Source organism: Chromobacterium sp. W521, assembly GCF_052805975.1.
Genome location: NZ_JBRBAF010000020.1, coordinates 1 through 23482 on the forward strand (window position 1 = coordinate 1; position 23482 = coordinate 23482).

17 protein-coding genes are annotated in these 23482 nt (G+C 64.8%); 6 read left to right on the plus strand and 11 right to left on the minus strand.

All coding sequences use genetic code 11. The annotated features are described in order from the left end of the window. The first annotated feature begins 599 nt into the window (after positions 1–599). The 4 genes from ACUXV1_RS21805 (at position 600) to ACUXV1_RS21820 (ending at position 5565) form a co-directional block, all read left to right on the plus strand. Positions 600–1169, plus strand: a complete 570-nt coding sequence (locus ACUXV1_RS21805; protein WP_446016583.1) for a fimbrial protein — start codon at positions 600–602, stop codon at positions 1167–1169. 64 nt (positions 1170–1233) lie between these two features. Next, positions 1234–1965 (plus strand): fimbrial biogenesis chaperone, encoded by a 732-nt coding sequence (locus ACUXV1_RS21810; RefSeq protein ID WP_446016581.1) that lies wholly within the window; start codon positions 1234–1236, stop codon positions 1963–1965. 23 nt (positions 1966–1988) lie between these two features. Beyond that, a complete protein-coding gene (locus ACUXV1_RS21815) occupies positions 1989–4400 on the plus strand; it encodes a fimbria/pilus outer membrane usher protein (protein ID WP_203390231.1) in 2412 nt (803 codons plus the stop codon). A gap of 220 nt (positions 4401–4620) precedes the next feature. Further along, positions 4621–5565: a fimbrial protein gene (locus ACUXV1_RS21820; RefSeq protein ID WP_446016579.1), complete on the plus strand. Its 945-nt coding sequence runs from the start codon at positions 4621–4623 to the stop codon at positions 5563–5565. Positions 5566–5625: 60 nt separating this feature from the next. On the opposite strand, the gene ACUXV1_RS21825 is transcribed toward ACUXV1_RS21820, so the two are convergent. Continuing rightward, complete coding sequence (locus ACUXV1_RS21825) at positions 5626–7344, minus strand: nicotinate phosphoribosyltransferase (protein WP_446016577.1); 1719 nt, start codon at positions 7342–7344, stop codon at positions 5626–5628. A gap of 26 nt (positions 7345–7370) precedes the next feature. Then, positions 7371–8183 carry a ribose-phosphate diphosphokinase gene (gene prs, locus ACUXV1_RS21830; protein ID WP_194427224.1) on the minus strand — a complete coding sequence of 271 codons (813 nt, stop codon included), beginning with the start codon at positions 8181–8183 and terminating at the stop codon, positions 7371–7373. A 133-nt stretch (positions 8184–8316) separates the two neighbouring features. Here prs and ACUXV1_RS21835 point away from each other — a divergent pair, with 133 nt between their 5' ends. Continuing rightward, positions 8317–9015, plus strand: coding sequence for an NUDIX hydrolase (locus ACUXV1_RS21835; protein WP_107733011.1), 699 nt, complete (start codon positions 8317–8319; stop codon positions 9013–9015). Between the two features lie 161 nt (positions 9016–9176). On the opposite strand, the gene ACUXV1_RS21840 is transcribed toward ACUXV1_RS21835, so the two are convergent. From ACUXV1_RS21840 to ACUXV1_RS21875, 8 genes are all read right to left on the minus strand, one after another. Then, positions 9177–11417 (minus strand): TonB-dependent receptor, encoded by a 2241-nt coding sequence (locus tag ACUXV1_RS21840; protein WP_446016574.1) that lies wholly within the window; start codon positions 11415–11417, stop codon positions 9177–9179. A gap of 267 nt (positions 11418–11684) precedes the next feature. Beyond that, entirely contained in the window at positions 11685–12674 is a 990-nt protein-coding gene (locus ACUXV1_RS21845) for a siderophore ABC transporter substrate-binding protein (RefSeq protein ID WP_107733009.1), read from the minus strand. Continuing rightward, the gene (locus ACUXV1_RS21850) at positions 12671–13453 is read right to left on the minus strand and encodes an iron ABC transporter ATP-binding protein (protein WP_043639733.1); all 783 of its coding nucleotides are present in this window, start codon (positions 13451–13453) and stop codon (positions 12671–12673) included. Before ACUXV1_RS21850 ends, ACUXV1_RS21845 begins: the two co-directional genes overlap by 4 nt. Then, positions 13450–14400, minus strand: coding sequence for an iron chelate uptake ABC transporter family permease subunit (locus ACUXV1_RS21855; protein ID WP_114153330.1), 951 nt, complete (start codon positions 14398–14400; stop codon positions 13450–13452). Before ACUXV1_RS21855 ends, ACUXV1_RS21850 begins: the two co-directional genes overlap by 4 nt. Further along, positions 14397–15341 (minus strand): ABC transporter permease, encoded by a 945-nt coding sequence (locus ACUXV1_RS21860; RefSeq protein WP_081576225.1) that lies wholly within the window; start codon positions 15339–15341, stop codon positions 14397–14399. Before ACUXV1_RS21860 ends, ACUXV1_RS21855 begins: the two co-directional genes overlap by 4 nt. After that, a complete protein-coding gene (locus tag ACUXV1_RS21865) occupies positions 15338–17107 on the minus strand; it encodes an ABC transporter ATP-binding protein (protein ID WP_446016570.1) in 1770 nt (589 codons plus the stop codon). Before ACUXV1_RS21865 ends, ACUXV1_RS21860 begins: the two co-directional genes overlap by 4 nt. Further along, positions 17101–18897 (minus strand): ABC transporter ATP-binding protein, encoded by a 1797-nt coding sequence (locus tag ACUXV1_RS21870; RefSeq protein WP_446016568.1) that lies wholly within the window; start codon positions 18895–18897, stop codon positions 17101–17103. The genes ACUXV1_RS21865 and ACUXV1_RS21870 overlap by 7 nt, the downstream gene beginning before the upstream one ends. Further along, on the minus strand, positions 18894–19463 hold the full coding sequence (locus tag ACUXV1_RS21875) for a sigma-70 family RNA polymerase sigma factor (RefSeq protein ID WP_446016566.1): 570 nt from the start codon (positions 19461–19463) through the stop codon (positions 18894–18896). The genes ACUXV1_RS21870 and ACUXV1_RS21875 overlap by 4 nt, the downstream gene beginning before the upstream one ends. 361 nt (positions 19464–19824) lie before the next feature. On the opposite strand from ACUXV1_RS21875, the gene ACUXV1_RS21880 reads away from it, so the two are divergent. Beyond that, positions 19825–21975, plus strand: a complete 2151-nt coding sequence (locus ACUXV1_RS21880) for a condensation domain-containing protein (RefSeq protein WP_446016564.1) — start codon at positions 19825–19827, stop codon at positions 21973–21975. A gap of 159 nt (positions 21976–22134) precedes the next feature. Here the strand turns inward: ACUXV1_RS21880 and basC are convergent, their stop codons facing one another. After that, positions 22135–23457 carry a putative histamine N-monooxygenase gene (gene basC / locus ACUXV1_RS21885; protein WP_446016835.1) on the minus strand — a complete coding sequence of 441 codons (1323 nt, stop codon included), beginning with the start codon at positions 23455–23457 and terminating at the stop codon, positions 22135–22137. Positions 23458–23482 lie beyond the last annotated feature (25 nt).

A 23482-nucleotide genomic window follows, 5' to 3' on the forward strand; every position in this document is an offset into this window, starting at 1 on the left:
CGACAGACAGGTCAGTTGGTAGGCGTAGGGCCGGGACACGCCTTCCTCGCCGGCCAGGCTCAGGGGCAGCAATTGCTCGGCCGCCACGCTGCCGTCGCCCAGGCTGAGGGTGAGCAGGCGTTGGTCTTGGTTGAAGGCGGAGGCGAAGCTGGCGAGCAGGGTGCTGAGGTCCATGGGGCGGTCCTTCGAACTATCCAAAATCAAAACACCCCCAAACCGGCCTTATGCAAAGCCCCCATGGCGACGGGCTTCGACCTGGTCTGCGGATGGGGGCCGTGAGGCGTAATGGGGGTGGAGATGACAAAATTTGAGCCAAAATATTTTAGATAACCGGTACTTAGCGGGCAATCCAAGAAAATTGCTATTTTCACAAAACTGGCCAAAAGGACAGGTTTAAACTCTTATCAATCAACTAAAGCGGCTTAAACCTTGTTTGCCGACATTAATAAAGTCAAAACAAGGAAAGTTATGGCTTGGTAAGAAAAGGTAAGAGGCGTTCAAAACCACGCTAAAGACCTGAATTAAATGTGTTTTTATCATGCCGTCTCCACCCAAGGCCCAGGCCAAGCACCTGCGCGCCGCAACCACTGGAGACCACAATGAAACAAAAGCACGCCCTCCTCACCCTGGCGGCCGTCTTTGCCGCAGCGCTTCCGCTGACGTCTCAGGCCGCCGCCGTCACCCGAACCGGCACCATCAAGTTCACTGGCAAAGTCACTGCGCCCAGTTGCTCGGTAAACGGCAGTGCGGCGATGGAGATTCCCGATATCAACGTGACTCTGGACGAGATCTCCATGGAAAAGGTGCAAGCCTTGGCGAGCAAACCCAGTCATCCCAAATCGCACTCAATAACCATTACCTGCACGGGCGCTAAGAATTTGACCGTGTCCCTCAAGGCTCTAGACAGCACCAACACGCTCACAGGCCAAACCAACATCCTGAAGAACATCGCCAGCGGCTCACCGGCGGCTGGCATTGGCATCGCGCTGTATCAGACGGGAACTGACACAAGCTACAACCTTGTGTCTGGACAACTGCTGAACAAGCCCACTCCAAGTACAAGCGAAACCATAAAGTTTGATGTCGCTTACGTTAAGGACCCGGCAGTTATCGCGATGACCGCAGGCGACGTACAAGCCGACCTCCCCTTCGAACTGAGCTACGACTAAGCCCTAGTTTCTTCCACCCACAGCGGCGGGCTTCCCGCCGTTGTCTATTTTCAGGGCCCCCATCATGAAAACCCTGCTGCACGCCGCCGGCTTGGCGGCCTGGCTGGCCATGTCCCAGGCCAGCGCCGGCATCAGCCTCAACGGCACCCGCATCATTTTCGACGGCGCGCATCCGGAAGCCTCCGTCACAGTGCGCAATCACGGCGCGGACATTCTGGTGCAATCCTGGCTGGAAGCGCTGGACGGCGACAAGGCCGAACTGCCCTTCGCCATCACTCCGCCGCTGACGCGGCTGCCGGCCGGGCAGGAGCAATTGCTGCGCATCCTCTACGCCGGCTCCGGCGCGTCCGATCAACAGGAAACCGCCTTCTGGCTCAATGTGCAGGAAATCCCTCAGGCCGCCGGAAAAGGCAATGTGCTGCAATTGGCGGTGCGCCAGCGCGTCAAGGTGTTCTACCGTCCGCCGGGCCTGGACGGCCACGCGCTGCAAGCGCCGGAACGCCTGCGTTGGCGGCTGCGGCGCGAGCGCGGCAACAGCTGGCTGCAAGCGGACAACCCCAGCCGCTACCACGTGACCGTGACCGGCCTGACCCTGCTCTCCGGCGGAAAATCCAAGGAAATCAGCCGCGCCCAAATGCTGGCACCCGGCGCCGGCGGACAATGGCCGCTGCCCGCCGACACCGCAAACGATGCGCGCTTGCGCTACCAGATCATCAACGACTTTGGCGCCAGCCAGGCTTTTGAAGCCCGGCTGCAAGGCTCGGCGTCCGCCCAGCCGCAGCGGCTGGAACCCTGATCCGGCCGCTGGTCCGCAACCCGATGAGAACCCAAGCGCTTACGCCCCCAGCTCGCGGCGCGGCACGCCGTCTGGCCTGCGCCTGCTGGCTGCTCGCCTGCGCGCAGACGCAAGCGGCGGACGCGCCTGCCTTCAACACCCGCTTTCTGAAACTGGACGGGCAAGCGGCGGATCTCAAAGCGGTGCTGAACGCGGGCAACAACGTCCTGCCCGGCAGCTATCGCGTGGACATCCTGCTCAACCATCAACTGGCGGACCGCCGCGACATCCTGTTCCGCCAGCAGCCGGACGGCAAAGTGCGTCCCTGCCTGGACGCCGCGCTGCTGCGCAAGCTGGGCGTCAAACTGCCCGCGTCCCGTGCCGGCGACGAGGTCTGCGTGGATCTGCCCCGGCACCTGGAGCATGCGCAAGTACGCTACGACTCCACCCGGCTGCAACTTGAGCTGAGCGTGCCTCAGGCCCATCTACTGCGCCGCGCCGACGGCTATGTCGACCCGGCGCTATGGGACGCCGGCGTCAACGCCGCTTACGCCAATTATCAATTGAGCAGCCAATACAGCCGTGGCCAGGACGGCCGCGCCAGCCGTCAGTTTTATCTCGGCCTGCAAAACGGGCTCAACCTGGGCGACTGGCGGCTGCGCAACGACGCCACCCTCAGTTGGAATACGGGCCAAGCCGCAGAGATACGCAGCAACCGCACCCTGCTGCAACGCGACATCACCGCCCTGCGCAGCCAACTGACGCTGGGTGAGCAATACACCGACGCCGTTTTGTTCGACAGCGTGCGCATTCGTGGCGCGCAACTGAGCCAGGACGAGGCCATGCTGCCGGACAGCGAGCGCGGCTACCGACCGGTGGTCCGCGGCCAGGCACAGAGCCAGGCCACAGTGGAAGTGCGTCAGAACGGCTATGTGCTGCACCGCGCCGACGTGCCTCCCGGCCCGTTCGAATTCACCGACATCACCCCTTCCGGCTCCAACGGCGAACTGGAAATCACAGTGACCGAAGCCGACGGCAGCCGCCGCGTCAGCCATCAAAGCTTCTCCAGCCTGCCGCTGATGCAGGCCCGAGGCCGCTGGAAATACCACGCCGCGCTGGGCCAGTACCAGGGCGGCGAAGCGGCCCGCCCCGGGCTGGCCGCCGGCGCGCTGGTTTACGGCCTCAGCGACGACAGCACGGTGGCCGCCGGCTTCCAGCTTTCGCCGCGCTTCCAGGCAGTCAACCTGGGCTTGGGCGCCAACACGCCGCTGGGAGCGCTGTCGCTGGACCTAAGCCAATCCCTCAGCCGCGCCCAAGGCCCGCGCAGCCAGGGACAAAGCCTGCGTCTGCTGTACCACAAGGCCCTGCCCAGCACCCAGACCCAGTTCACCCTGGCGGCTTACCGCTACTCCACCGCCGGCTACCGCAGCTTCAACGACCACGCGGCGGACCTGGCCCGGCGCGCCAACCAACACCGCGCTCGCGCCCGGATAGACCTCAGCGCCCAACAAACCCTGGGCCGGGAGGGCCGCCGCGGCAGCCTTTATCTCAGCCTCGGCCGCCAGAACTATTGGGGCCGGCCCGGCGCCAGCCACAGCCTCAACCTGGCTTACAGCCATCGCTGGAAACAGTTTCACTACCACCTCAGCCTCAGCCGGAGCCGCGACGGCCGCGGCCAAGGCGACAAGCAGATCATGCTGGGCTTCAGCCTGCCGCTGGACACTGGGAGACGCGCCCCGCAGCTCAGCGCCCAGCTTGGCCGCAACGCGCTGCACACCAGCCTCAGCGGCCAGTTGGGCGAGGCCGACAGCTACACCGTCTCCGTGAGCCGCGACAGCCAGGGCGGCGCCAGCCTGAGCGCCAGCGGTGTCCATCAGGGCGATGTCGCGCAGCTGAGCGCCGCTTACAGCACAGCGCGCAACCATCAATCCGCCAGCCTGGGCGCCAGCGGCGCCGTCGTCGTCCACGCCGGCGGCGTCAACCTCAGCCGCGCAGTCGGCGACACCTTCGCCCTGCTGCAAGTGGACGGCGCCGCCGGCCTGAGCGGCAACGGCTACACCGTACGCGCGGACGCCCAGCCATACCGCGCTAACAGCCTGAGCCTGGACAGCCGCAAGCTGGGCGCCGCGCTGGAACTGGAAGACAGCGTCAAGCAAGTGGTGCCACGCCGCGGCGCGGTGGTGAAGGCCGTGTTCAAGGCGCGCAGCGGACGCCGCGTTCAATTCAGTCTGCGTCGCCGCGACGGCAGCGCGGTGCCGTTTGGCGCCAGCGTAGAAGATGTCACCGGCCAGCCGTTAGGCATCGCGGACCCGCAAGGCCGGACGCTGCTCTTGCTCCAGCAGCCGCAAGGCCTACTGGCCGTGAAATGGAGCGACGGCGGCTGCACCGCTCGCTATAAGCTGCCGCCCGCCAAGCCTGGGCGACATTACCAGCGGCTGGAGCTGCCCTGCCTCTAAGAAGCTGTTTACGATCTGCTGCGCGTCGGCGATACGGCGTTGGAAACCGCCTCGAAATGCTCATGTACCACGCGTACATTCCGCTTTCTCAGCTGTTTTCGCCTTGTCTCGCTCTAGCTCGCAAGATCGTAAATAGGTTCTACGCGCCGCGCTTAATCAAAGAAAGGATACCCAGATGCACACTCCGCCTACCCGCCGCCCGCTGCTGACCTGCCTCGTCTTGCTATTGACGCTGGGAAGCTGCAGCCGCCCAAGCCATGCCGATTGCATTGCAAGCTCGCAAATCATCACTTTTCCTGACCCATTACTCATTCCTTACGATGCCAAGCCCGGCTACCTCATCGCCGAGGTGACGATGCAAACCAAGGTCCAATGCAACGCCCAAAAAGCGAACAAGAAACTCAGTTGGGCCGTTTATCAAGCCTCTAGCAACACCGACCACGGCAAGGCGCCGGGAGACAATGTCAGACACAGCGGCACACAGGGCATTGGTATCCGCTGGCTCAATCGAAATGACCACAGCCACAAATCGCAGACCTTTAGCGCGACAGCCTTGAACAATGACAGCACCAATCTGCGCGGAATTAAACTCAGCGGACAGATCACCATCACGGATACGATTCAGCTCATCAAAACCGGCGACATCACCTCCAATGTATTGCTGGCTCAGCGCTACCTCATGCGCTACAAGAATGACAAACGCAATCCAACCATCGACGCCGAGTTGTTCAGCTACACCTTCAATCAGCCCGCCATCAGGGTGATCGGCTGCTCGTTCCGCAACGCCAGCCAGACTGTCCGCCTGCCCGACGTCAGCACCCTCGACTTCGCCGGCACCGGCCGCGCCGGCGATAAGCAGTTCAACATCGATCTGAACTGCGCGCCCGGCACCAGCATCCGCGCCAAGCTGAGTGACGCCAACGCGCCCGGCGCCGCCGGCACGCTGCTGAGCATCGCCGGCGGGCGAAACAACGCCCAGGGCATTGGGCTGGAGCTGCAACGCCAGGGCGAAACCGGTGCGTATGTACTGGGCACCGAGTTCACCAGCCTGGCGGCCAGGCAACAGCACGCGCTGCCCATGGTGGTGCGCTACGCCGTCAACGGCGCCCCCATCCAGCCCGGCGAGGTCAATGCCGCCGCCACCGTGGAGTTGAGCTTTGATTAAGCCTACGGCGACGCAAAAGGCCGGGCATGCCGCCCGGCCTGGAAACGCGACGCGGCGGCTTCAGTCCTCCACGCTCCAACGAATGCTGCCCGGCTCCGGACACTGCCAGGAGGCCATCAGCCGCTGCCTGATCTCCGCCAGCGATTGCCGCGCCAGCAGCTGGCCATCACGGAACACCGGCCGCAACTCGCCGCATTCCGCCTGCTCCGCCGTCTGTTGCTGATGCAGCACGTAATGATCACCCTCACGCTCCACCCGCAGCAGGCCCTTGGCGGATTTTTTGGTGCCGTCGTCGGTTGCCGGGTCCTTGTAGATATCCACCGCCTCGCCGTCCACTTCCGCGTAAATCGCCTTCAACGCATAACCGAAGGTGTCCCGCGAGTTCATGCCGTAGACAAAGCTGCCGATGCCGAACACCACATTGCCGGAGGCGAAACCCTTGGCCGCCAGCCGGCGCAGGATGGCACGGGCGCGCGGCAGGGTGATGGAGTCGCCATAGATCAGGCCCACATGGCTGTCCAGCAGCCGGTAGCCGGCGGCGCTGACCGTACCGCCGTAAATCTCCCACAAGCATTCCACCGCGCCCTTGCGCTCCGCCTCCGTCACCCGCAGGCCGCCGCTCAGCGCTGTGTACGCGCCGTCCGCGTCCCGCACCGGCAGGCCGTCAACACGGATCAGCTCGTCGTCGCGGTAGCCGGTGAGGATTTTCACCGGATCGCCGGAGTCCGGGCGGAACACCACCTTGGCGTTGCCCAGCGCGTCCGGCCGCCGCGCCAGGATGTCGTCCTTCAGCTCGCGGGCAATCACCGTGACCACGTTCCAGAAATCAAAGGTGTCGCTGACGATGGACACCATGCCCTGCGGATAATCCTTGCTAACGAACTCGCGCACCACTTCCCGCTCCGCCAGCCGGCGCAGCGCTCCCTCCCCCAGCCCGGCGTGGGCCGGGTCGCGGCGTAGCCGCTGCAGCGTCAACAGGATGCGCAGCGCCATCACGCTGTGTTCTGACGCCGGGATGGAGCCGCCCACCAGTTCCCGTTCTGCGTCCGCGTCGTAAAAGTCCTCCAGATAGTCCAGCGCCGGAATGGTGTCGGTGCCGGTGAAGGACAGCAGATGGCCGGCGCCGCAGCGCATGGCGTCGTGCACCCCGCTCATGCCGCGCATGGAGAAGTCATGCCCCTGCCAATTGACGAACTCCGGCGCACTGCCGGTAAGGCGAGCGAAATAGTCCAGCAGTTTACGGAATTCAAACGCGATGGTGGCCACGGTGGACGGCTTCCAGGATTCGCAGCTGAACAGGGTTTCAAAATAAGTGGCCACCCAGGGAAAGTCCGGATGCGTGTTGCCGAAGGTCACCGGCGGCACCTTGATATCCACCCGCGCGCCTTCCGGCAGGGAGCGAATCTCCAGCGGCAAATAGCCCAGCGCGTGTAGCGCTTCCAATCGGCCGACGGACACCGCGCCCGCACCCAGTGCCGTGTCCATGCGGCGCTGGTATTTGCGCACCGCCTTGTCCCGCGGCTGACGGAAGAACTCCTGGTCGAACAAGTCGATCAGGTATTGCTGAATGAAGCCCTGCAGGCCGAACCACACCACCTTGTTGTCGAACAGCTCCGGCAGCACCGGCGCGTACTTGGCCGAGCGTGGAGTGAAATTGGCCACCAGCTTGGTGGTGGCCGCCGGATACATGGATGGATGCCCGGTTTTATAGAAGTCCGCCAGATTGAACGGCTGCAGTTGGTTCAGTTCACGGGCCAGGGGGCGAATGGGGGCGTTCATGATGTATTCCCTATCTATTGTGTGAGTCAAACCAGCTGGCAGCGGATATCCGCCGTCCAGTTATTGCGGCTGAACACCTGCTGGTAATGCGCCAGCAGTGGTTCCAGGCCATGGCTGAAAATGCCGTGGGTCACGTACAGGTGCAGCGGCGCGTCCAGCCCCTGTTCCCGCTGGCGTTCGCGCAGCGCCTTGGCCAGCTCGGTGAAGGTGCGGCCGCCGTCGCAGATATCGTCCACCACCAATAGCTGCAGCGCCGGCAAGGGGCCGGTCACCTGGGTGCCGCTGATGCGGCCGTTTTGGGTATCCCGCACCTTGTCCGCCAACACCGCCTCGCAGCCCAACTCCCGCGCAAGCTTCAGCACCCGCTTGCGCGCGCCGGCATCCGGCGCCACCAGCGCCGCCGGGCCTACCCGCTCCAGCACCCGACGTAGCGCCGGCAACGGGTCCTCCACTTCCACCCGGTCCAGCAAAGCGGTCACCACATCGCTGTGCGGATCCTGGATCACCACCCGGCTGTAGCCTTGGGCGTTGATCAACTGACAAAACACTTTGGCGCTCAACGCCTCGCCGGGATTGGCTACCCGGTCCTGACGCGCATACGGCACATAAGGCAGATGCAGCGCCAGCGGCCGGCCCGGATAAGCGCGGCGCAACGCGTCGCTCAGCATCAACAAGGTCATCACCGCTTGCGCGTCGGGCAGGTGGGCATGCAGCCGCAAGGCTTCCGCCGACGCGTCCAGTTCCACCGACACCTGAACCTCCCCACCGGGAAAGACCGTGCTTTGAAAAGCCAGCTGCTGGCTGACGCCCTGCTGCGAAACCGCGAAAACCTTGAACATGATGCCGACTCCTGCGCTGTGTTGGCTTACTTAGTTGATAATTTCAACTAACATGTGCACAGTATAAATGTACTTAGTTGAGTTTTGCAACTATATGGCGGAAAATATCGAAAAACCAAACCGGAGACTGCATATGAGCACCTCTCGCCCCGCGCCCGCCGTCAGCGTGGACATCGTCCTGCTCACCCTGGGCGCCACCGGCCTGCAAGTGGCGCTGCACCGTCGCCAACATGCCCCCTGCCAACACCAGCTGGCGCTGCCCGGCGGCTATGTGCATGTGGACGAGGACGAAAGCTGCGAAGCCACCGCCATGCGCGTGTTGCGCGACAAAACCGGACTGGAACCCCGCTACCTGGAACAGCTGCGCACCTTCGCCGGCCCGCGGCGCGATCCGCGCGGCTGGTCGGTGGCCATCGCCCACGTGGCGCTGATCCCCTTGCAGCAGCTGCGGGACGCCGGCGACGGCGTGTTCCACTTTTACGATGTGGACCAGTTGCCGGAGCTGGCCTTCGACCACGCGGAGCAGGTGCGGGAAGCGGTACAGCGGGTACGCAACAAGGCCAGCTACTCCACCCTGCCCTGCTGGCTGCTGCCGGAGCTGTTCACCCTCACCCAGCTTCAGCGCACTTACGAGCAGATCTTTGGCGAAACCGTGTCCCGCGGCACCTTCCGCTCGCGGCTGGGCATCAAGGTGGCGGACGCCAAGCCCGGCGAATACGCGGACGAGGCCGCCATACTGGAGGCCACCGAAGAATTCCTGGGCGGCAAGCAGCGCCCGGCGCGTCTGTTCCGCATCAACCGGCTCAGCCTGTTCAAGCGAGCGCGCTGGTAAGCCGGCATCAGACGCGACAACGCCGCGGCCGAAGCCGCGGCGTTGACTAGCTTCCCTGCGCGCTTAGCGCCGGCTCACGCTCTCGCGAGCCAAGACGGCCCAAGGCGGAAACCACCGCGCAAGCGAAATCCCGCGACGCGCAGCGGATCGCAAGCAGGGCCTCAGAACGACAAAGTGCCGGACAGCAGCAAGGTCCGCGGCGCGCCCAGGCCACCGGACAAGCCGCTGCCGTCGCCGCCGTTCCATGACCCCGCCCAGTAAGCTCGGTTGGCGACGTTCTGTACCGTCGCGCGCAGGGTGATTTCCTTGGCCGCCACTTTGGTGGTGTAGCGCGCGCCCAGGTCAAACAGGGTGTAGGAAGGCAAGGACAGTTGGTTGTTGTCGCGGACAAAGCGCTCGCCCACGTACTGGGCGTTGCCGGTGGCGGTCAGGCCCGGTAGAGCGGCGATATCGTATTCCACGCCCAACTTGACCATTACCTTGGGCACGCCCGTGGCCTGCTTGCCCACTTGCGTCGGGTCCAGCGCCTTGGTCAGCTCGGCCTTGGTGTAAGACGCGCCGCCCATCAGGCGCAGGCCGCGGCTGGCCTCGCCCCAGAAGCTCCACTCCAAACCTCGGTTGCGCTGCTCGCCATACACGCCGAAGACATTGCTGTCCGGGCTGGTGTAAGCGCTGGGCCGGGCGATCTGGAACAGGCTCAGGCTATGGGTAATGCCGCCCCAATCCAGCTTGGCGCCCAGCTCGTACTGCTCGGTCTGATACGGCTGCAGGCTTTCGCCGGCGTTCTTGGCCGCAGTGGGCGCGGTTTCGCCTTTGTTCAGGCCCTGAATGTAGTTGCCGTAAACCGAGAGCTGGTCCGAGAGCTTGACCAGCAAGGCGGTGGCCGGGGACCAGCGGCTTTGGTCATAGTTGGAGGTTTGCGCGCCGGCCGCGTCGTAGTTGCTGCTCTGCACATTCTGACGCCGCGTGCCCACCGTCCATTGCACCTTGCCGTCCATGAAGGAGAGGGTGTCCGCCAGGGCGATGCTGCCCAGCTTGTCCTCAACGCTCCTACCCATATACCGGAACGTCGGCTTGGGTCCGAAGGACGGCGCATAGTAATTAGTAGTGAAGGAGGGCCCTCTGCCATCCTGGTAGTTCCACTGCGAGGTGTAGCGCGTGGCCACCAGCGACCATTTATGTTGAATCTTGCCGGTGTCGAAATGACCACGCACGCCGGCCTCGCCGGATTTCTGCGTCCCATCGCTGATTAAGCGAAAGGCGTTCACGTTGATGTCCCCGGCATTGTTCAGCAATTGATTTCTGGTGATCTGGGCGTCGAAATCCACGTCCCGCTGTCCCCATGCGCCAAACAGGGTGAGCGCATCGCTCAGTTCGTATTCGCCACGCAGCATGGCCATCTGGGTGTTGTTAATGCTGGCGGCCCAATCCGGCGCCAGCTGATAATCGCCGGTTTTGGGCGTAGGCACTTGGGTCACGCCGGGGGCGATGGAGAAGATGCCGAAGTAGTTGATGCCGTCCAGCCTCTCCCGCTGCTTGTAAAGGTCCAGCGAAACGCGGGCGCGCTCTCCGCGCCAGTCCAGGCCCAGCGAGGCCAGGCCCATGTCCTGCTTCTGCTTGTCCACCGCGGTATCGCCGTTGCGGTAAACGCCGTTGAAGCGCACGCCCCATTGCTGCTTGTCGCCAAAGCGCCGGCCCACATCCACGTGCATGCCGGGCATATTATCGGATTCATAAGTCGCGGTGATGGATGTCAGCGGCGTGTTGCCCGCGCGCTTGGGCACGATGTTGACGCTGCCGCCCAGGCTGCCGTCCGGCGGCATGCCGTTGAGCAGGGTGGACGGCCCCTTGAGCACTTCCACCCGCGCCGCCATTTCAGTGGAGCTGCGTTGGTTCGGCGCCATGCCGATCAAGCCGTTGAAGGTCATATCGTTGGCGGAGGTGGGAAAGCCGCGGATATTGAATGTTTCTTTGACGGATCGTTTGCTAGCCACATAGACCGAGGCGTCTGCGGCGCCGATCAATGTGCCAATATCCCGCGCTTGCTGGTTTTCGACATAGTCCTCGGTGTAGCTGATGGTGCTGAACGGTGTGTCCATCACGTCCAGATTGCCCAGTACGCCCACTCGGCTATCGGTGGCCAATTGGCCGCCGGCGTAGACGCGACGGCCTTGCACCACCACTGGCTCCAGCCGTTCCGGCGCGCTGTTGCCGGCCTGGGCCTTGGCCGGCGCGGCGTCCGTGCCTTGGGCCAGCGCCGCCGGCACCACGGCCATGCCGCCAACGCCCACCAACAGGGCCAGGCGGGTGGCGGAGAGAAGTTTATTCAGCGGGAAGGCGGATTGCGGCGCGAGTCGGCGTGTAGTTGATATGGGGGAGGCCGACCGTTTCTGACTCAACATCCAAGTTCCTTTCTACGTGAGGAGATTGTTTCACTTCACTATGTATTCCGAAGCAAAGTGAGAAACCCTCAAATAGAAATGAAAATCATTTTTGATAGCACGTCGTCAAGTCATCCGCGCCGCGTCCGGTTTAGAGCCGCTAACAAAACCGCGCAGCGTACCTGAGCCAAGGCGCGCCGACGCAGAAAACGAAGTTTCTGCGAAGCTACAGTACAAGTCGTACGACAAGGAGGCGCAACGCAGGATCAGGGGTTTTGTTAGCGGGTCTTAACTGCGGTAACCCTTGATCACCTCATCCCCAATCCGGTTCAGGCAGCTCAGGCTGGCCGTGCACAGATACCAGGTTTCGGCGTCGGCAAAGATCACCTTGCCCTTGCGCCAGGCCTTGGTCTGCCGCAGCAGCGGGTTGTCCAGGGTTTTCAGATTCAAGGCCGGACGCCGCTCCATTACCGCGGTGCGGTCTATCACGTAAAGGATGTCCGGGTCCGCCTGCTGGATGAATTCATTGGAGATGGGCTGGCCGTGCAGGCCGCTGCTGGTTTCGTTGCTGGCCGGCTTCACCCCCAGGGTGTCGAAGATGTAACCATAGCGCGAACGCACGCCGTAGGAGGTAAACGCCCCGTTGTTGTGCAGCACGATCAAGGCCTTTTCCGGACGGCCGGCGGTCACCTCGCGCACCTGCTTGATCTTGGCGTCGATCTCGCCGGCTTTCTCGCGCGCCAGCGCCTCCTTGCCCAAAATCCGACCCAGGGTCAGCAAATGCTCCTTGGCCGTGTCCAGGGTATGGCCGGGGCGGTTGTTGAGGTCGATGTCGTAATGCAGCGTCGGCGCGATGCGGCTCAGCTCCGGGTAGCTTTGCGCCTGCAGCGGGGAGATCAGGATCAGGTCCGGCTTGAGGGCGTGCAGCCGCTCCAGATTGGGCTGGATGGTGGTGCCCACGTCCATCACCTTGGGGTCCTGCTCGTACTTCTTCAGGAAGCCTGCCACGTAATCTTTGGAGATGCCCGCCACCGGCGCGCCCAGCTGATCCAGCGCGTCCAGCTCGCTCATGTCGAAGGCCACCACCCGCTCCGGCCGCTTGTTGATCTGCGTGGTGCCCAGTTCGTGCTTGACGGTGACCGGGGCGTAAGCGGCCTGGGCCGTCGGCGCGGCGGCGGTTTCGGATGTCGCCTGACGGGCGTCGCAGCCCAGCAGGCCGCCGGCCACGGCCAGCGCCAGCAGGGCCGCGCGCGCGCGCGGCTTCTTATCGTTGCTCATACGGGTTCTCCAGTGGGGGTAGGGTTGAAGTAATTACAGACGAAGCCGCGCTCGCTGGGCAGGATGTCCACGGCCAGGCCGTAGAGGTCGCGCAGCCGCGCCTGGGTGACCACCTCCGCCACCGGGCCGCTGCCGTGCACCGCGCCCGCCTTCATGGCGACAATGTGGTCCGAGTAATTGGCCGCGAAGTTAATGTCGTGCACCACCAGGATCACGGTGCGGCCTTGTTCCTCGCTCAGCCGGCGTATGGCCTGCATGATGTGCACCGCGTGCTTCATGTCCAGGTTGTTGAGCGGCTCGTCCAGCAGCAGATAATCGGACTGCTGGGCGATGCACATAGCCAAAAAAGCCATCTGCCGCTGGCCGCCGCTAAGCTCGTCCAGATAACGGACGCGCAGCGGTTCCAGCTCCAGGAAGGCCAGCGCCTCGTCCACCGCGCGGCGGTCGTCCCGGCTCAGCAGGCCCTGGCTGTAGGGAAAGCGGCCGAAGCCCACCAGCTCCTCCACCGTCAGGCGCAGGCCGATATTGGGGTGCTGACGCAGCGTGGCCACGCGCTTGGCGTAACTGCGCAGCGGGATCCGCTCTATCTCCTCCCCGTCCATCAGGATGCGTCCGGCGCTGGGCTTCAACAGCCGGGCGATGGACATCAGCAGCGTGCTCTTGCCGGCCCCGTTGGGGCCGATCAGCGAGGTGACTTGCCGGGAGGGAAAACTGAGATTGACGTCGCGCAGCACCTGTTTGTCGCCATAGGCCTTGTAGACGCGCTCAAGCGTGATCATGCATGTCCTCTGCTACGCACCATCAGCGCCAGGAAATAGGCGCCGCACACCAGGTTGACCAGGATACTGACGGTGGTTTTGTAATTGAACAGCTGCTCCACCAGCAGTTGGGCAGCAATAAAAATGGCGATGGCGATGGCGCAGGCCATGGGCAGCGTGACCCGGTGCCGGAAAGTCCGCGCCAGCGCGTAAGTGATGTTGGCCACGAAGACGCCCATGAAGGCGGTGGGCCCCACCAGGCTGGTGGACACCGCCGCCAGCACCGCAATCAGCGCCAGCTGCATGCGCACATTGCCGGGGTAATCCACGCCCAGGGAGATCGCCTGCTCGCGCCCCAGCAGCAGCACGTCCAGCACCGCCAGCCGCCGGCTCACCAGCCAGGCCGCGGCCGCGGTCAGCAGCGCGGCGAACAGCAGCGCCCCTGGCTGAACCCGGTTGAAGGAGGCATAGCTGAAGCCCTGCAGAATGGCGAACTCGCCCGGGCTGGTCTTGAGCTGGATGAACTGGGTAAAGGTGCCCAGCACCATGGTCAGCACCAGGCCGGTCAGCAGCAGCAGATAGAGATCATTGCGCTCCTTGCGGAACAGCGCGCGGTGTATCGCCCAGGAATAAGCCAGCATCACCGCGATGGACAGCAGCGCGTTGCCGTGGCGGCCCAGCAGCGCCAGGCTGTGCGCGCCCAGCGCCATCACCAGCAGGGACTGCAGCAGCAGGTAGATCGCCTCGTAACCCATGATGGCCGGGGTGAGGATGCGGTTGCCGGTCAGCGTCTGAAAGGTGAGCGCGGACACGGCGATGCAGACCCCGGCCACCACCATCGCCGCCAGGCGGATCAGCCGGTTGGGAATCACGTAATCGAAATCCAGGCCGGAGCCCAGCAGCAGGAACACGAGCGCCAGCGCCGCCGCCAGCGCCCAGACGCCGCGGCGGATCAGGGCGTCCCTCATTTGTGCTTCCATAGAATCATCATCAGGAACAGGACGCCGCCCACGCTGCCCGCGGTCAGGCCGATGGGCACTTCAAACGGGTAGATCAGCAGGCGGCCCATGATGTCGCAAACCAACATCAACAAGGCGCCGCAGGCGGCGACGATGGGCAGCGTGCGCTGCAGGTTCTCGCCCCAGCGCAGCGCCACCAGATTGGGAATGACCAAGCCGACAAAGGGAATCGCACCCACGGTGATAACGGTGGCGGCCACCGTCACCGCCACCAGCACCAGGCCTAGCGCCGCGGTGGCCGCGTAGCTCAGGCCCAGGCTGGCGGCCATCTCCTCGCCCATGCCCAGCACGGTGAAGCGGTGGGCGTAGCAATAAGCCAGCGCGACGATGGGCAGGATCAGGTAGACGATCTCGTAATTGCCTTCGACGATCTTGGAAAAATCGCCCAGCAGCCAGCCCTGCATGCTTTGCAGGATGTTGTGGCGGTAGGCGTAGAACTCGGCCACGGCGCTGAGCACGCTGCCGTACATCAGCCCTATCACCGGCACCAGCACGGTGTTCTTGAACTGGATGCGGCGGATGATGGCGATGAAGACCAGGCTGGACGCAAAACAGAAAGCCAGCGCAAACAGCATCCGTCCCAGGTTGCCGGCCTCCGGGACCAGGCTCAGCCCCACCAGAATGCCCAGCTTGGCCGCGTCCAGCCCGCCTGAGGTGGCCGGCTCCACAAAACGGTTGCGCACGATCTGCTGCAAAATCACCCCGCACACCGACAGCCCCACCCCCACCAGCAGCAGCGCCGCCAAGCGCGGCAACCGGCTGGCGGTGAGGGTCAGCCAACTGTCGTCGGACAGGGCCAGCGGCCCGGTCCAGGCCATCTGCTTGGCCCCCACCATCAAAGACAGGCCGCTGCAAGCCAAGAGCAGCAGCGGCAAGGCAAGTCGTTTCAAGACACGGCCTCTGCGACGGGCGCCGCGGTGATGCGCCAGCCCTTGGCGCTTCTGCGCTGCTCCAGAAAGTGAGCGTAGAGACCGGAGCGCGCGCTCAGCTCGGCATGGCTGCCTTGCTCGCGCACCTTGCCATCCTCCAACACCACAATCTGGTCCGCCATCTCCACCGTGGACAGCTGGTGGGCGATGACGATCAGAGTGCGTTTGCCGCGCAGCCGCGCCAGCGCCTGGGCGATGGCGGCCTGGTTTTCGGTGTCCAGCGCCGCCGTGGCTTCGTCCACCAGCAGGATGGGCGCGTCCTTGATCAGCGCGCGCGCAATGGAGATGCGCTGGCGCTCGCCGCCGGACAAGCGCGCGCCGCCCTCGCCCACCGGGGTTTCCAGGCCCTGCGGGAGCCGCTCGATGATTTCCTCCACCCCGGCCTGCCGGGCCGCCGCCAACACTTCGGCGTCGCTGGCGTCCGGCTTGCCGATGCGGATGTTGTCGCCAATGCTACCCTGGAACAGATAGGCGTCCTGGAAGATCTGGCTGATCTGGCCGGCCAGCCGTTCGCTGGACAGATCGCGGACATCCACGCCGCCCACTTTCACTTCGCCCTGGTCCACATCGAAGAAACGGGCGATCAAGCGCAGCAAAGTGGTTTTGCCGGAGCCGGACGCGCCCACCAGCGCGGTCATGCTGCCCGGCGCTATGCGCAGGTTGAGCCCGTTCAGCACCGGCGCCTGCTCCGGCCCGTAGCGGAAGCTCACCCGGTTCAGTTCCACCGAGGCGTCCGCCGGCGCGCCGGAACGGGCCGGTTCCGCCATGGGCGCCACCTCAAACAGCTTGGCCACCGCCTGCAACTGGCCGCGCGCGCCGCGCAGCACCTCGCTGTAGCCGGTCACATCCAGCAGCGGGTCGATGAAGCGGCTCATCAGCATCAGCGCCACCAGCGCCGGAATCACCGTGGCCGGGGTCAGGCCCAGGCCGGCGTGGTCGCCCAGCCACAAGGCGGCCACCAGCAACAGCGCGGCGAAGCTGGCCTGCACCGCCCACACATTGAGCACCGAGGACAGCGCCGACAACCGGATCAAATGCCGGCCGGATTGCTGCTGCTGGGCGATGGCCTGCTCCAGAAAGCGCGTGCCGCCGCTTTCGCCGTTAAAGGCTCGCAGCACTGATTGGGCCTGCGCGAACTCCACCATGCGCTGGCTGCTCTGAGCCGTGCTTTGCTGGTAAGCCTGGTCAGCGCGCTGGCTCAGCCGCGCGGTCAGCCCAAACACCAGCAGCAGGCAAGGCAGGCTGGCCAGCCCCACCCAGCCCATCAACGGATTGACGGCGAACAGCGCGCCCAGCACCACCACCGGCGTCACCACGCCGACAAACAACGGGGTGAACACATGGGCCGGCAGCTGGGCCATTTCCATCATGCCCTGAGTGGCGATGTGGTTGAGCCGGGCGGTGTTGCCCGCGCTGAACCAACCCACCGGCAGGCTGCCCACATGCTCGGCCAGCCGGTGGCGCCCGCTTTGCAGCACAGCGATGCCGACAGCGATGCCGGCTTTTTCCACCTTGCGCCGCAGGCCCCAGCACAGCGCCACGCCCAGCGCCTGCGCCGCCAGCCACATGCCGGCCGCGCGCGCCTCGCCGGCCAGCAAATGGCTAAGCACCGGCGCCAGCAGCACAATGGTCACGCCGCACAGCAGGCTGTAAATCAAGGCCAGCCACGCGTAGCGGCGCAATTTGACCGCATCGTCCCCCAGCAGCCGAATAAAAGTTTTCAACATTGCGGCACCCATCCTTCCTGTTCTACTTCCCCGGTCTTGCCGTAATGGCCCTGCGCCCACAACCGCGCGTAGCAGCCGCCCTGCGCCAGCAGCTCTTGATGGCGGCCGCGCTCAATCAGCCGGCCCTTGTCCACCACCAGGATCTGGTCCGCCTGCATCACCGTATCCAGCCGGTGGGCGATCACCACCAGGGTGCGACCGCGGGCGAAGGAGGACAGCGCCTGCTGCAGCTTCACCTCGTTTTCCGCGTCGGCCGCCGCCGTCGCCTCGTCCAGCACCAGCACCGGCGGGTCCAGCAACACCGCGCGGGCAATGCTCAGCCGCTGGGCCTCGCCGCCGGAGAACTGCACGTCCTCGCCGATCACCGAGTCATAGCCACGCGGCAGGCTGAGAATGCGTTCGTGGATATTGGCGGTGCGCGCAGCCTCTTCGATCTCCGCCTGGCTGGCCGAGGGCCGGCCCAGCGCGATGTTGTCGCGCACGCTGGCGTGGATCAGGCGCACGTCCTGCAGGACGAAGCCGATGCGCCGGTACAACTCCGCGCTGTCCAACTGCCGCAAATCCACGCCGCCCAGAGTGATGCGCCCGGCGCTGGGGTCGAAGAAGCGCAGCAGCAGCCGCGCCAGCGTGGACTTGCCGGCGCCGGAGGGGCCGACGATGGCCGTCACCGTGCCGGGCGCCAGCGTGAAATCGATGCCGGACAACACCGGCTCTTGCTCGGAATAAGCGTAACTCAGCCCTTCCACGCGGATTTCGGCGTCGGCCGGCCGCGCCGTGCCGGCGGCGGTTTCCAGCACTGGGGTCTGCAGCAGCGCGTGCACGCGCTGGGCCGCGCCGGTGGCGTGGTTAAGGTCATGGGTGATGTAGCTCAGCATCAAGAGCGGCGAGCTCAGCCCCGGCGCCACCAGGGCGAAGGGCAAGACGTCCACCGGGGCGATCCAGCCCAGGCCCACCATCAGCGCGCCAAAAGCCAGCACCACGCCCAGCACCGACACCGGCGCGATGATGGCGTTGGCGTTGGCCATTGCGCTGACCAACGGCCGGGTGAAATCCGTGAAAGCGCTGGCGAAGGCATCTATCGCCGCGCGGTAGCTGCCGTGCGCCTTGTGCTGCGCGCCAAAGGCCTTCACCACCGGAATGCCGTTGACGAACTCCACCACCGCGTTGTTGATACGCGCCATGCCCGCGCCAAAGCTCTCCATATTGGCCGCGCTGGCCTTGTGCGCCCGTGCGAAAAACAGGAAGAACAACGGGAAGGGCAGCAGCGAGGCGATGGCCATGCGCCAATCCATCGCAAACATGTAGACGATGGACGCCAGCACCGCGCCCACGCTGCGCCCCAGCGTGGTGTAGAAATGGGCGGTCAGGCTGTGCAGGATGCCGATATCGTCGTGCATCGCCTGCTTGACCTCGCCCGAGGCGCGGCTGGTGAACCAGCCCAGCGGCACCTTGGCCAGCCGGCGGGTAATGGCCAGGCGCAGCAGGCCGGTGATGCGGTTGTCCGCCAGGTGGGCCACCACATCGCCGGCCAGGATCAGCGTCATGCCGGCAAACAGGCAGAGCAGGCTCAGGCCCACCACCCGCCACAAGTCATCGCCGCCCAGCGCGGCCGCGCCCTGGCCCAGCGCCAGCTGCGCGATATGGGCGACGCCGGCCAGCGGCGCCAGGCTCAGCATGGCGCCCAGCCCCGCCAGCAGGCCGGCGGCGATCAGCCGGCCGCGTATCGGCGCCAACACGCGGGCGATAGGCCCGGCGGCGGCCTCTCCCAAAACCTCTTCCTCAACACTCATGACAACTCCTCTACAACACGGATTAATGGTTGTTGCTTGCACGCGTCCGGCCCCAGGCCGGCCTCCACGCTGCGCCGGCAGGCTTGCAGGCCCAGCGCAACGTACTTCTCCACCGAAGACACCGACACCTGAAGCTCCGCGGCGATATCGCCGTAGCTCATGCCGTTGAGCCGGGACAGCAGCAGCGCTTGGCGCACCTTGAACGACTTGCCCATCAGCGCCAGGTCCACCCCCTTGATCTCCTCCTTCACCAGCGCGCGCGCCTCTTCCGACTGCGTGCGCGGCTCCGGCTGCTGGGCCTGGCTTTCCAGATAGCTGGCCTCCAAGCGGCGGCGGCGCAGCAAATCAATCACCTTGCCTTTGGCGATCTGCGCCAAGTGGCAACGGGATTCATCCGCCGGCGGAATCCGCCCTTTCTGAATGAGGTGCAGGTAAATGTCGTGAGCCAGATCCGTCGCATCGTTTGGATTGCCCAACTTGCGCTGCAGCAAACCGCACAGCCAGCCGTGGTGATCCAGGTACAAGCTCTGCAATTGCGACTGAAAAGTGATCGGGCCATTGTCCACGCCCCTCTCCTTTTCACTTGAATTTGCAAATGATAATCATTTTTATTATTATCATCGACATTGTCAATACGTCATACTCAACGCAAACACACAATGTCTTTTGCATTAATTATGCCGAAAAGCCAGTTTACGGCCGCCGGGCATGACGTATAAGCGTCCCCTCAGCCCGATGGGGCCATGACTGAAACGGCCGGAATCCCGTCGCCGTCCATGCCGTAAACATCTCATCGCAAGAACCAGCCGCACCCATTCCCAGGGCCGTCATCTCCCGACGACGCCCTAGAGAACAGGCGACCACCAAGCAACTCCAGTCGCCGCCCGCAACGATTATTGGCCGTTGAATTCCAGAAGGAGACTACCCTTGTCGCACCCCCACCCCGACATCCCGTCGCAGCGCCTGTCCCTGAGCCTTCACGAAGAACAATGCTGGCTATTGCAGCAGCAGCACCCGGAACGCCTGAGCCGCCACATCGACGCCTGGCGGCTGGACCCGCAGACGGACCTCGCCCTGCTCACCCTGGCGCTGCAACAGCTGATCCAGGCCCGGCCGGAGCTGAACGCCCGTTACGAGTTCAGCGACGACGGCGATCTGTGCAAATCCCACATGGACGGCTGGCACCCTTGCATCGCCTTCCCCCGTATGAAGGAAGCCGAACTGGCCGACCGCCTGCAGGCGCTGCGCGCGGCACCTTGGGACGCGGCAACGCAGCCGCCGTTCCAGGCCCTGATCATCCATACCGAGCACAGCGCCGTGCTGGCCTTGAGCCTGCACCCTATCCTGGACCCCGCCCAGCCGTTCAACGCCTTGGCGGACGCGCTGACCCAGGGTTATCAGCAACTGGAGCCCACGCGCCGGCCGCTGACCCTGACGCCGCTAGAGGCCGGCGGAGCCGCTGACCGCCCGCCGGCGGCCGGCCAGCCCGCAGCCGATGGCGTGGACGCGGTCGCCGCCGTCATCCTGGGCGAACTGCGCGCCGTGCTGGCCGAACCCGGCATGAAGCCGGACGACAACTTCTTCGATTTCGGCGGCCATTCCCTGCTGGCCACCCGCATCATCGGCACCCTGCAAAGCAAGCACGGCATTCAGATCCGCTTCAACGACTTCTTTGAAGCCCCCACCGCCGCCGCGCTGGCCGCCCGCGCCACCGTCAGCGAACAACGCCGACAGGCCGCGCCGTCCGGCGAAGTCCGCCAAGCCCCACTGGCGCTGGCGCAGGCCTCGCTGTGGCGCGCCTACGCCGCCTACGACTTCGGCACCATCTTCAACCTGCCTTTCGCGCTGGATTTCCTGGACCCGGTGGATGAAAACCTGTTCCGCCTGGCCTTCACGGACTTGCTGGAACGCCATGCCAGCCTGCGCACCACCTTCCATGAAGAAGACGGCGCCGCGCTCCAGCGCATCGTGCCGCTGACGGAAATCGGCGGGTACAAGTGGTTCTGGAGCAGCGCGGAGGGCGAAGGGCTGACGCTGGCCGACGAAGCCGCCCACCGCTTCGACCTGGGCCGCGAACTGCCGCTGCGGATACGCTTCCTGCGCCACCCGGCCACCGGCCGCCAGACCTTGTCCTTCCTGGTGCACCACATGGCAATCGACGAATGGTCGCTGAATGTGATGATGGACGAGCTGGCGCTGGCCTATCGCGCCCGCGCCGCCGGGCAGGCGCCGCGATGGACCGCCCCGGCACCCTCCTTCCACGCCTTCGCGCTGGAACAACAGAGCCAGGGCGTCAACCCGCGCCACATGGACTACTGGACCTCGATGTTGCGCGGCGCCACGCCGGGCCTGCGCCTGCCGGACCCGGCCGCGTCGGCCGCCGCGCCCAACCAGCCCGCCGGCTTCAAAGCCAAATGGCTGGAGTTCAAGCCCGAGCCGGGCGCGCTGGAAGCCATCACCGCTTTCGCCAAACGTCACGATTCCTCGCTGTTCAGCGTGGTCTACACCGCCATCGCGCTGGCCCTGCATAAGCTGGGCGATCTGCCGGAAATCGTGATCGGCACCTCGTCCTCCGGCCGCACCGACGCGGCGTATTTCGACACCGTCGGCTACTTCACCACCATGGTGGCGCACCGGGTGCGCTTCGACCGCCGGCAGTCGCTGGGCAGCCTGCTCAAGGACGTGACCCTGACCATCAACGACTCCATGGCCTACGCCGACATTCCGCTGGAACTGGTGCAAAACGCGCTGGGCATGACGCCGGCGGACGGCCTGCTGTTCGACGTCTACATCCAGGTTCACGCCAACAACGCGCTCAACGGCGCGCTGCCGGCCCCGGACGGCGGCGAGATCCGCTACCGCCAGATCGACCCGGACAAGAGCGAATCCATGTTCGGCCTGCAGTTCGAGATCATGGAAGACGCGCACGACTGCTCGCTGCGCCTGGTCATCACCTACCGCGCGGAGCGCTACTCCGCCGCCCAGCTCGAGGCCATCTGCGCCACGCTGCACCGCTTGTTCGCGCTCTTGAGCGCGGGCGACGCCAGCGAGCGGAGGCTAGAAGAGCTGCTGGGCTAAGGCCTGTTCCATGTCCGCTGCGCGCCGGTGATAAGGCGCGCAAAGCCTGACGCCCCCGCCCTCAAACGAGAGCGGGGGCGTCAATTCCATTCGGCTTCAGAACCCGTTTTCGATCTTTCTTTCGCGCAGCGGATTCAAAACCCGCTAGCCAGAAACAAGCTACCCCTGCGGCAGCCCATAATGCTGGAACGCCGAACGCTGCGGCAGGCGATAACGCGGCTGGCCCAGCAACTGATTGATGATGGCCGCGTTGCGGATCGGGCCTATGCCCAGGTCCGGCGAACCCACCCCGTGCTGGAAAATCTCCGCGTTCTGCACAAAGACCCGGCCCGGCCCCTGATCACGGCGGCGGGCGGTGAAATCCTCCTCCACGATGCAATCGCCCTGCGGGTCCACCTCCAGCACCGTCTCCTTCAGCCGCTCAAACCACTGCGGCCAAGCATGCGCGTAGCCGGTGGCGGCCACGATGGCGTCGGTCTCCAGTTGGCAGCGCTGGCCCAGTTGCCGGTGATGGCAAGTCATGCGCAGCGCGCCGTCCGCGCCCAGTTCCTCCAGCGCTTCCACATCGCAATTGGAATACAGCTTCAGGCCCGGATCGCGGCCGCCTATCGAACGCTCGTAGAGCAAGTCGAAGATATCGCCGATGGTGGAGAAGCTGATGCCCTTGTACAGCAGGCCCTGGCCGGCCACCACCTCGCGGCGCTTCTCCCGCGGAATGCTGTGGAAGTACTGCATATAAGCCGGGGTGAAGCACTCCTGCCCCAGCTTGGAAAACTCCATCGGGTGGAAGCCCGGCGCGCGCGTGATCCACTGAATGGAGGCCCCGGCCGCCACCTGTTCCGGGCTCAGCTCGCGGAACAACGCCAGCACGCACTCCGCCGCGCTCTGGCCGGAGCCGATCACGGTGACGCGCCGGCATTGCGACAGCGCCTGTTGATTGGGGATGAACTGGGCGGAATGGATGACCCGCGGGTGGCGGCTGGCGCGCGCCCACGCCGGCAGCCACGGCGAAGTGCCCACCCCCACCACCAAATCGCGGCCGGCATAGCGGCGCATCCCGCCGGACGCCGATTCGCTGTCCACCACAAAACGCCCCGCGCCCGCGTCGTAAGTCACGTCCCGCACCTCCTCGCCAAAACGGCAGGCCGGCAACTGCTGCGCGGCCCAGCGGCAGTAATCGTCGTATTCGATGCGCGGCACCAGGGTGTTGTCGTAGTAGTAGAACTGGTAAAGCCTGTCGTGCTGGTGCAGATAGTTCAGATAGCTGAGCGGATGCGTGGGGTCCGCCAGCGTGACCAAGTCGGCCAGGAACGGCACTTGCAGCGTGGTGCCCGGCAACAGCAAACCCTCATGCCAGCGAAACGCCGGTTTGCGCTCCAGAAACACTCCTTTGATGTCCGAGTGGCGCGACAACAAGGCCGCCAAGCCCAGATTGAACGGCCCGATGCCAACGCCGGCAACATCTACGTTCGCCATTTCCATATACGAAAAACTCCCAAGGTTCTAT

Excerpts from the sequence above, each read along its gene's own strand:
- ACUXV1_RS21825 (WP_446016577.1), bottom strand. The coding sequence starts at position 7,344 with ATGAACGCCCCCATTCGCCCCCTGGCCCGTGAACTGAACCAACTGCAG.
- ACUXV1_RS21840 (WP_446016574.1), bottom strand. The coding sequence starts at position 11,417 with ATGTTGAGTCAGAAACGGTCGGCCTCCCCCATATCAACTACACGCCGA.
- ACUXV1_RS21870 (WP_446016568.1), bottom strand. The coding sequence starts at position 18,897 with ATGAGTGTTGAGGAAGAGGTTTTGGGAGAGGCCGCCGCCGGGCCTATC.
- ACUXV1_RS21815 (WP_203390231.1), top strand. The coding sequence starts at position 1,989 with ATGAGAACCCAAGCGCTTACGCCCCCAGCTCGCGGCGCGGCACGCCGT.
- ACUXV1_RS21865 (WP_446016570.1), bottom strand. The coding sequence starts at position 17,107 with ATGTTGAAAACTTTTATTCGGCTGCTGGGGGACGATGCGGTCAAATTG.
- ACUXV1_RS21850 (WP_043639733.1), bottom strand. The coding sequence starts at position 13,453 with ATGATCACGCTTGAGCGCGTCTACAAGGCCTATGGCGACAAACAGGTG.
- ACUXV1_RS21835 (WP_107733011.1), top strand. The coding sequence starts at position 8,317 with ATGAGCACCTCTCGCCCCGCGCCCGCCGTCAGCGTGGACATCGTCCTG.
- ACUXV1_RS21855 (WP_114153330.1), bottom strand. The coding sequence starts at position 14,400 with ATGAGGGACGCCCTGATCCGCCGCGGCGTCTGGGCGCTGGCGGCGGCG.
- ACUXV1_RS21810 (WP_446016581.1), top strand. The coding sequence starts at position 1,234 with ATGAAAACCCTGCTGCACGCCGCCGGCTTGGCGGCCTGGCTGGCCATG.
- basC (WP_446016835.1), bottom strand. The coding sequence starts at position 23,457 with ATGGAAATGGCGAACGTAGATGTTGCCGGCGTTGGCATCGGGCCGTTC.
- ACUXV1_RS21845 (WP_107733009.1), bottom strand. The coding sequence starts at position 12,674 with ATGAGCAACGATAAGAAGCCGCGCGCGCGCGCGGCCCTGCTGGCGCTG.
- prs (WP_194427224.1), bottom strand. The coding sequence starts at position 8,183 with ATGTTCAAGGTTTTCGCGGTTTCGCAGCAGGGCGTCAGCCAGCAGCTG.
- ACUXV1_RS21805 (WP_446016583.1), top strand. The coding sequence starts at position 600 with ATGAAACAAAAGCACGCCCTCCTCACCCTGGCGGCCGTCTTTGCCGCA.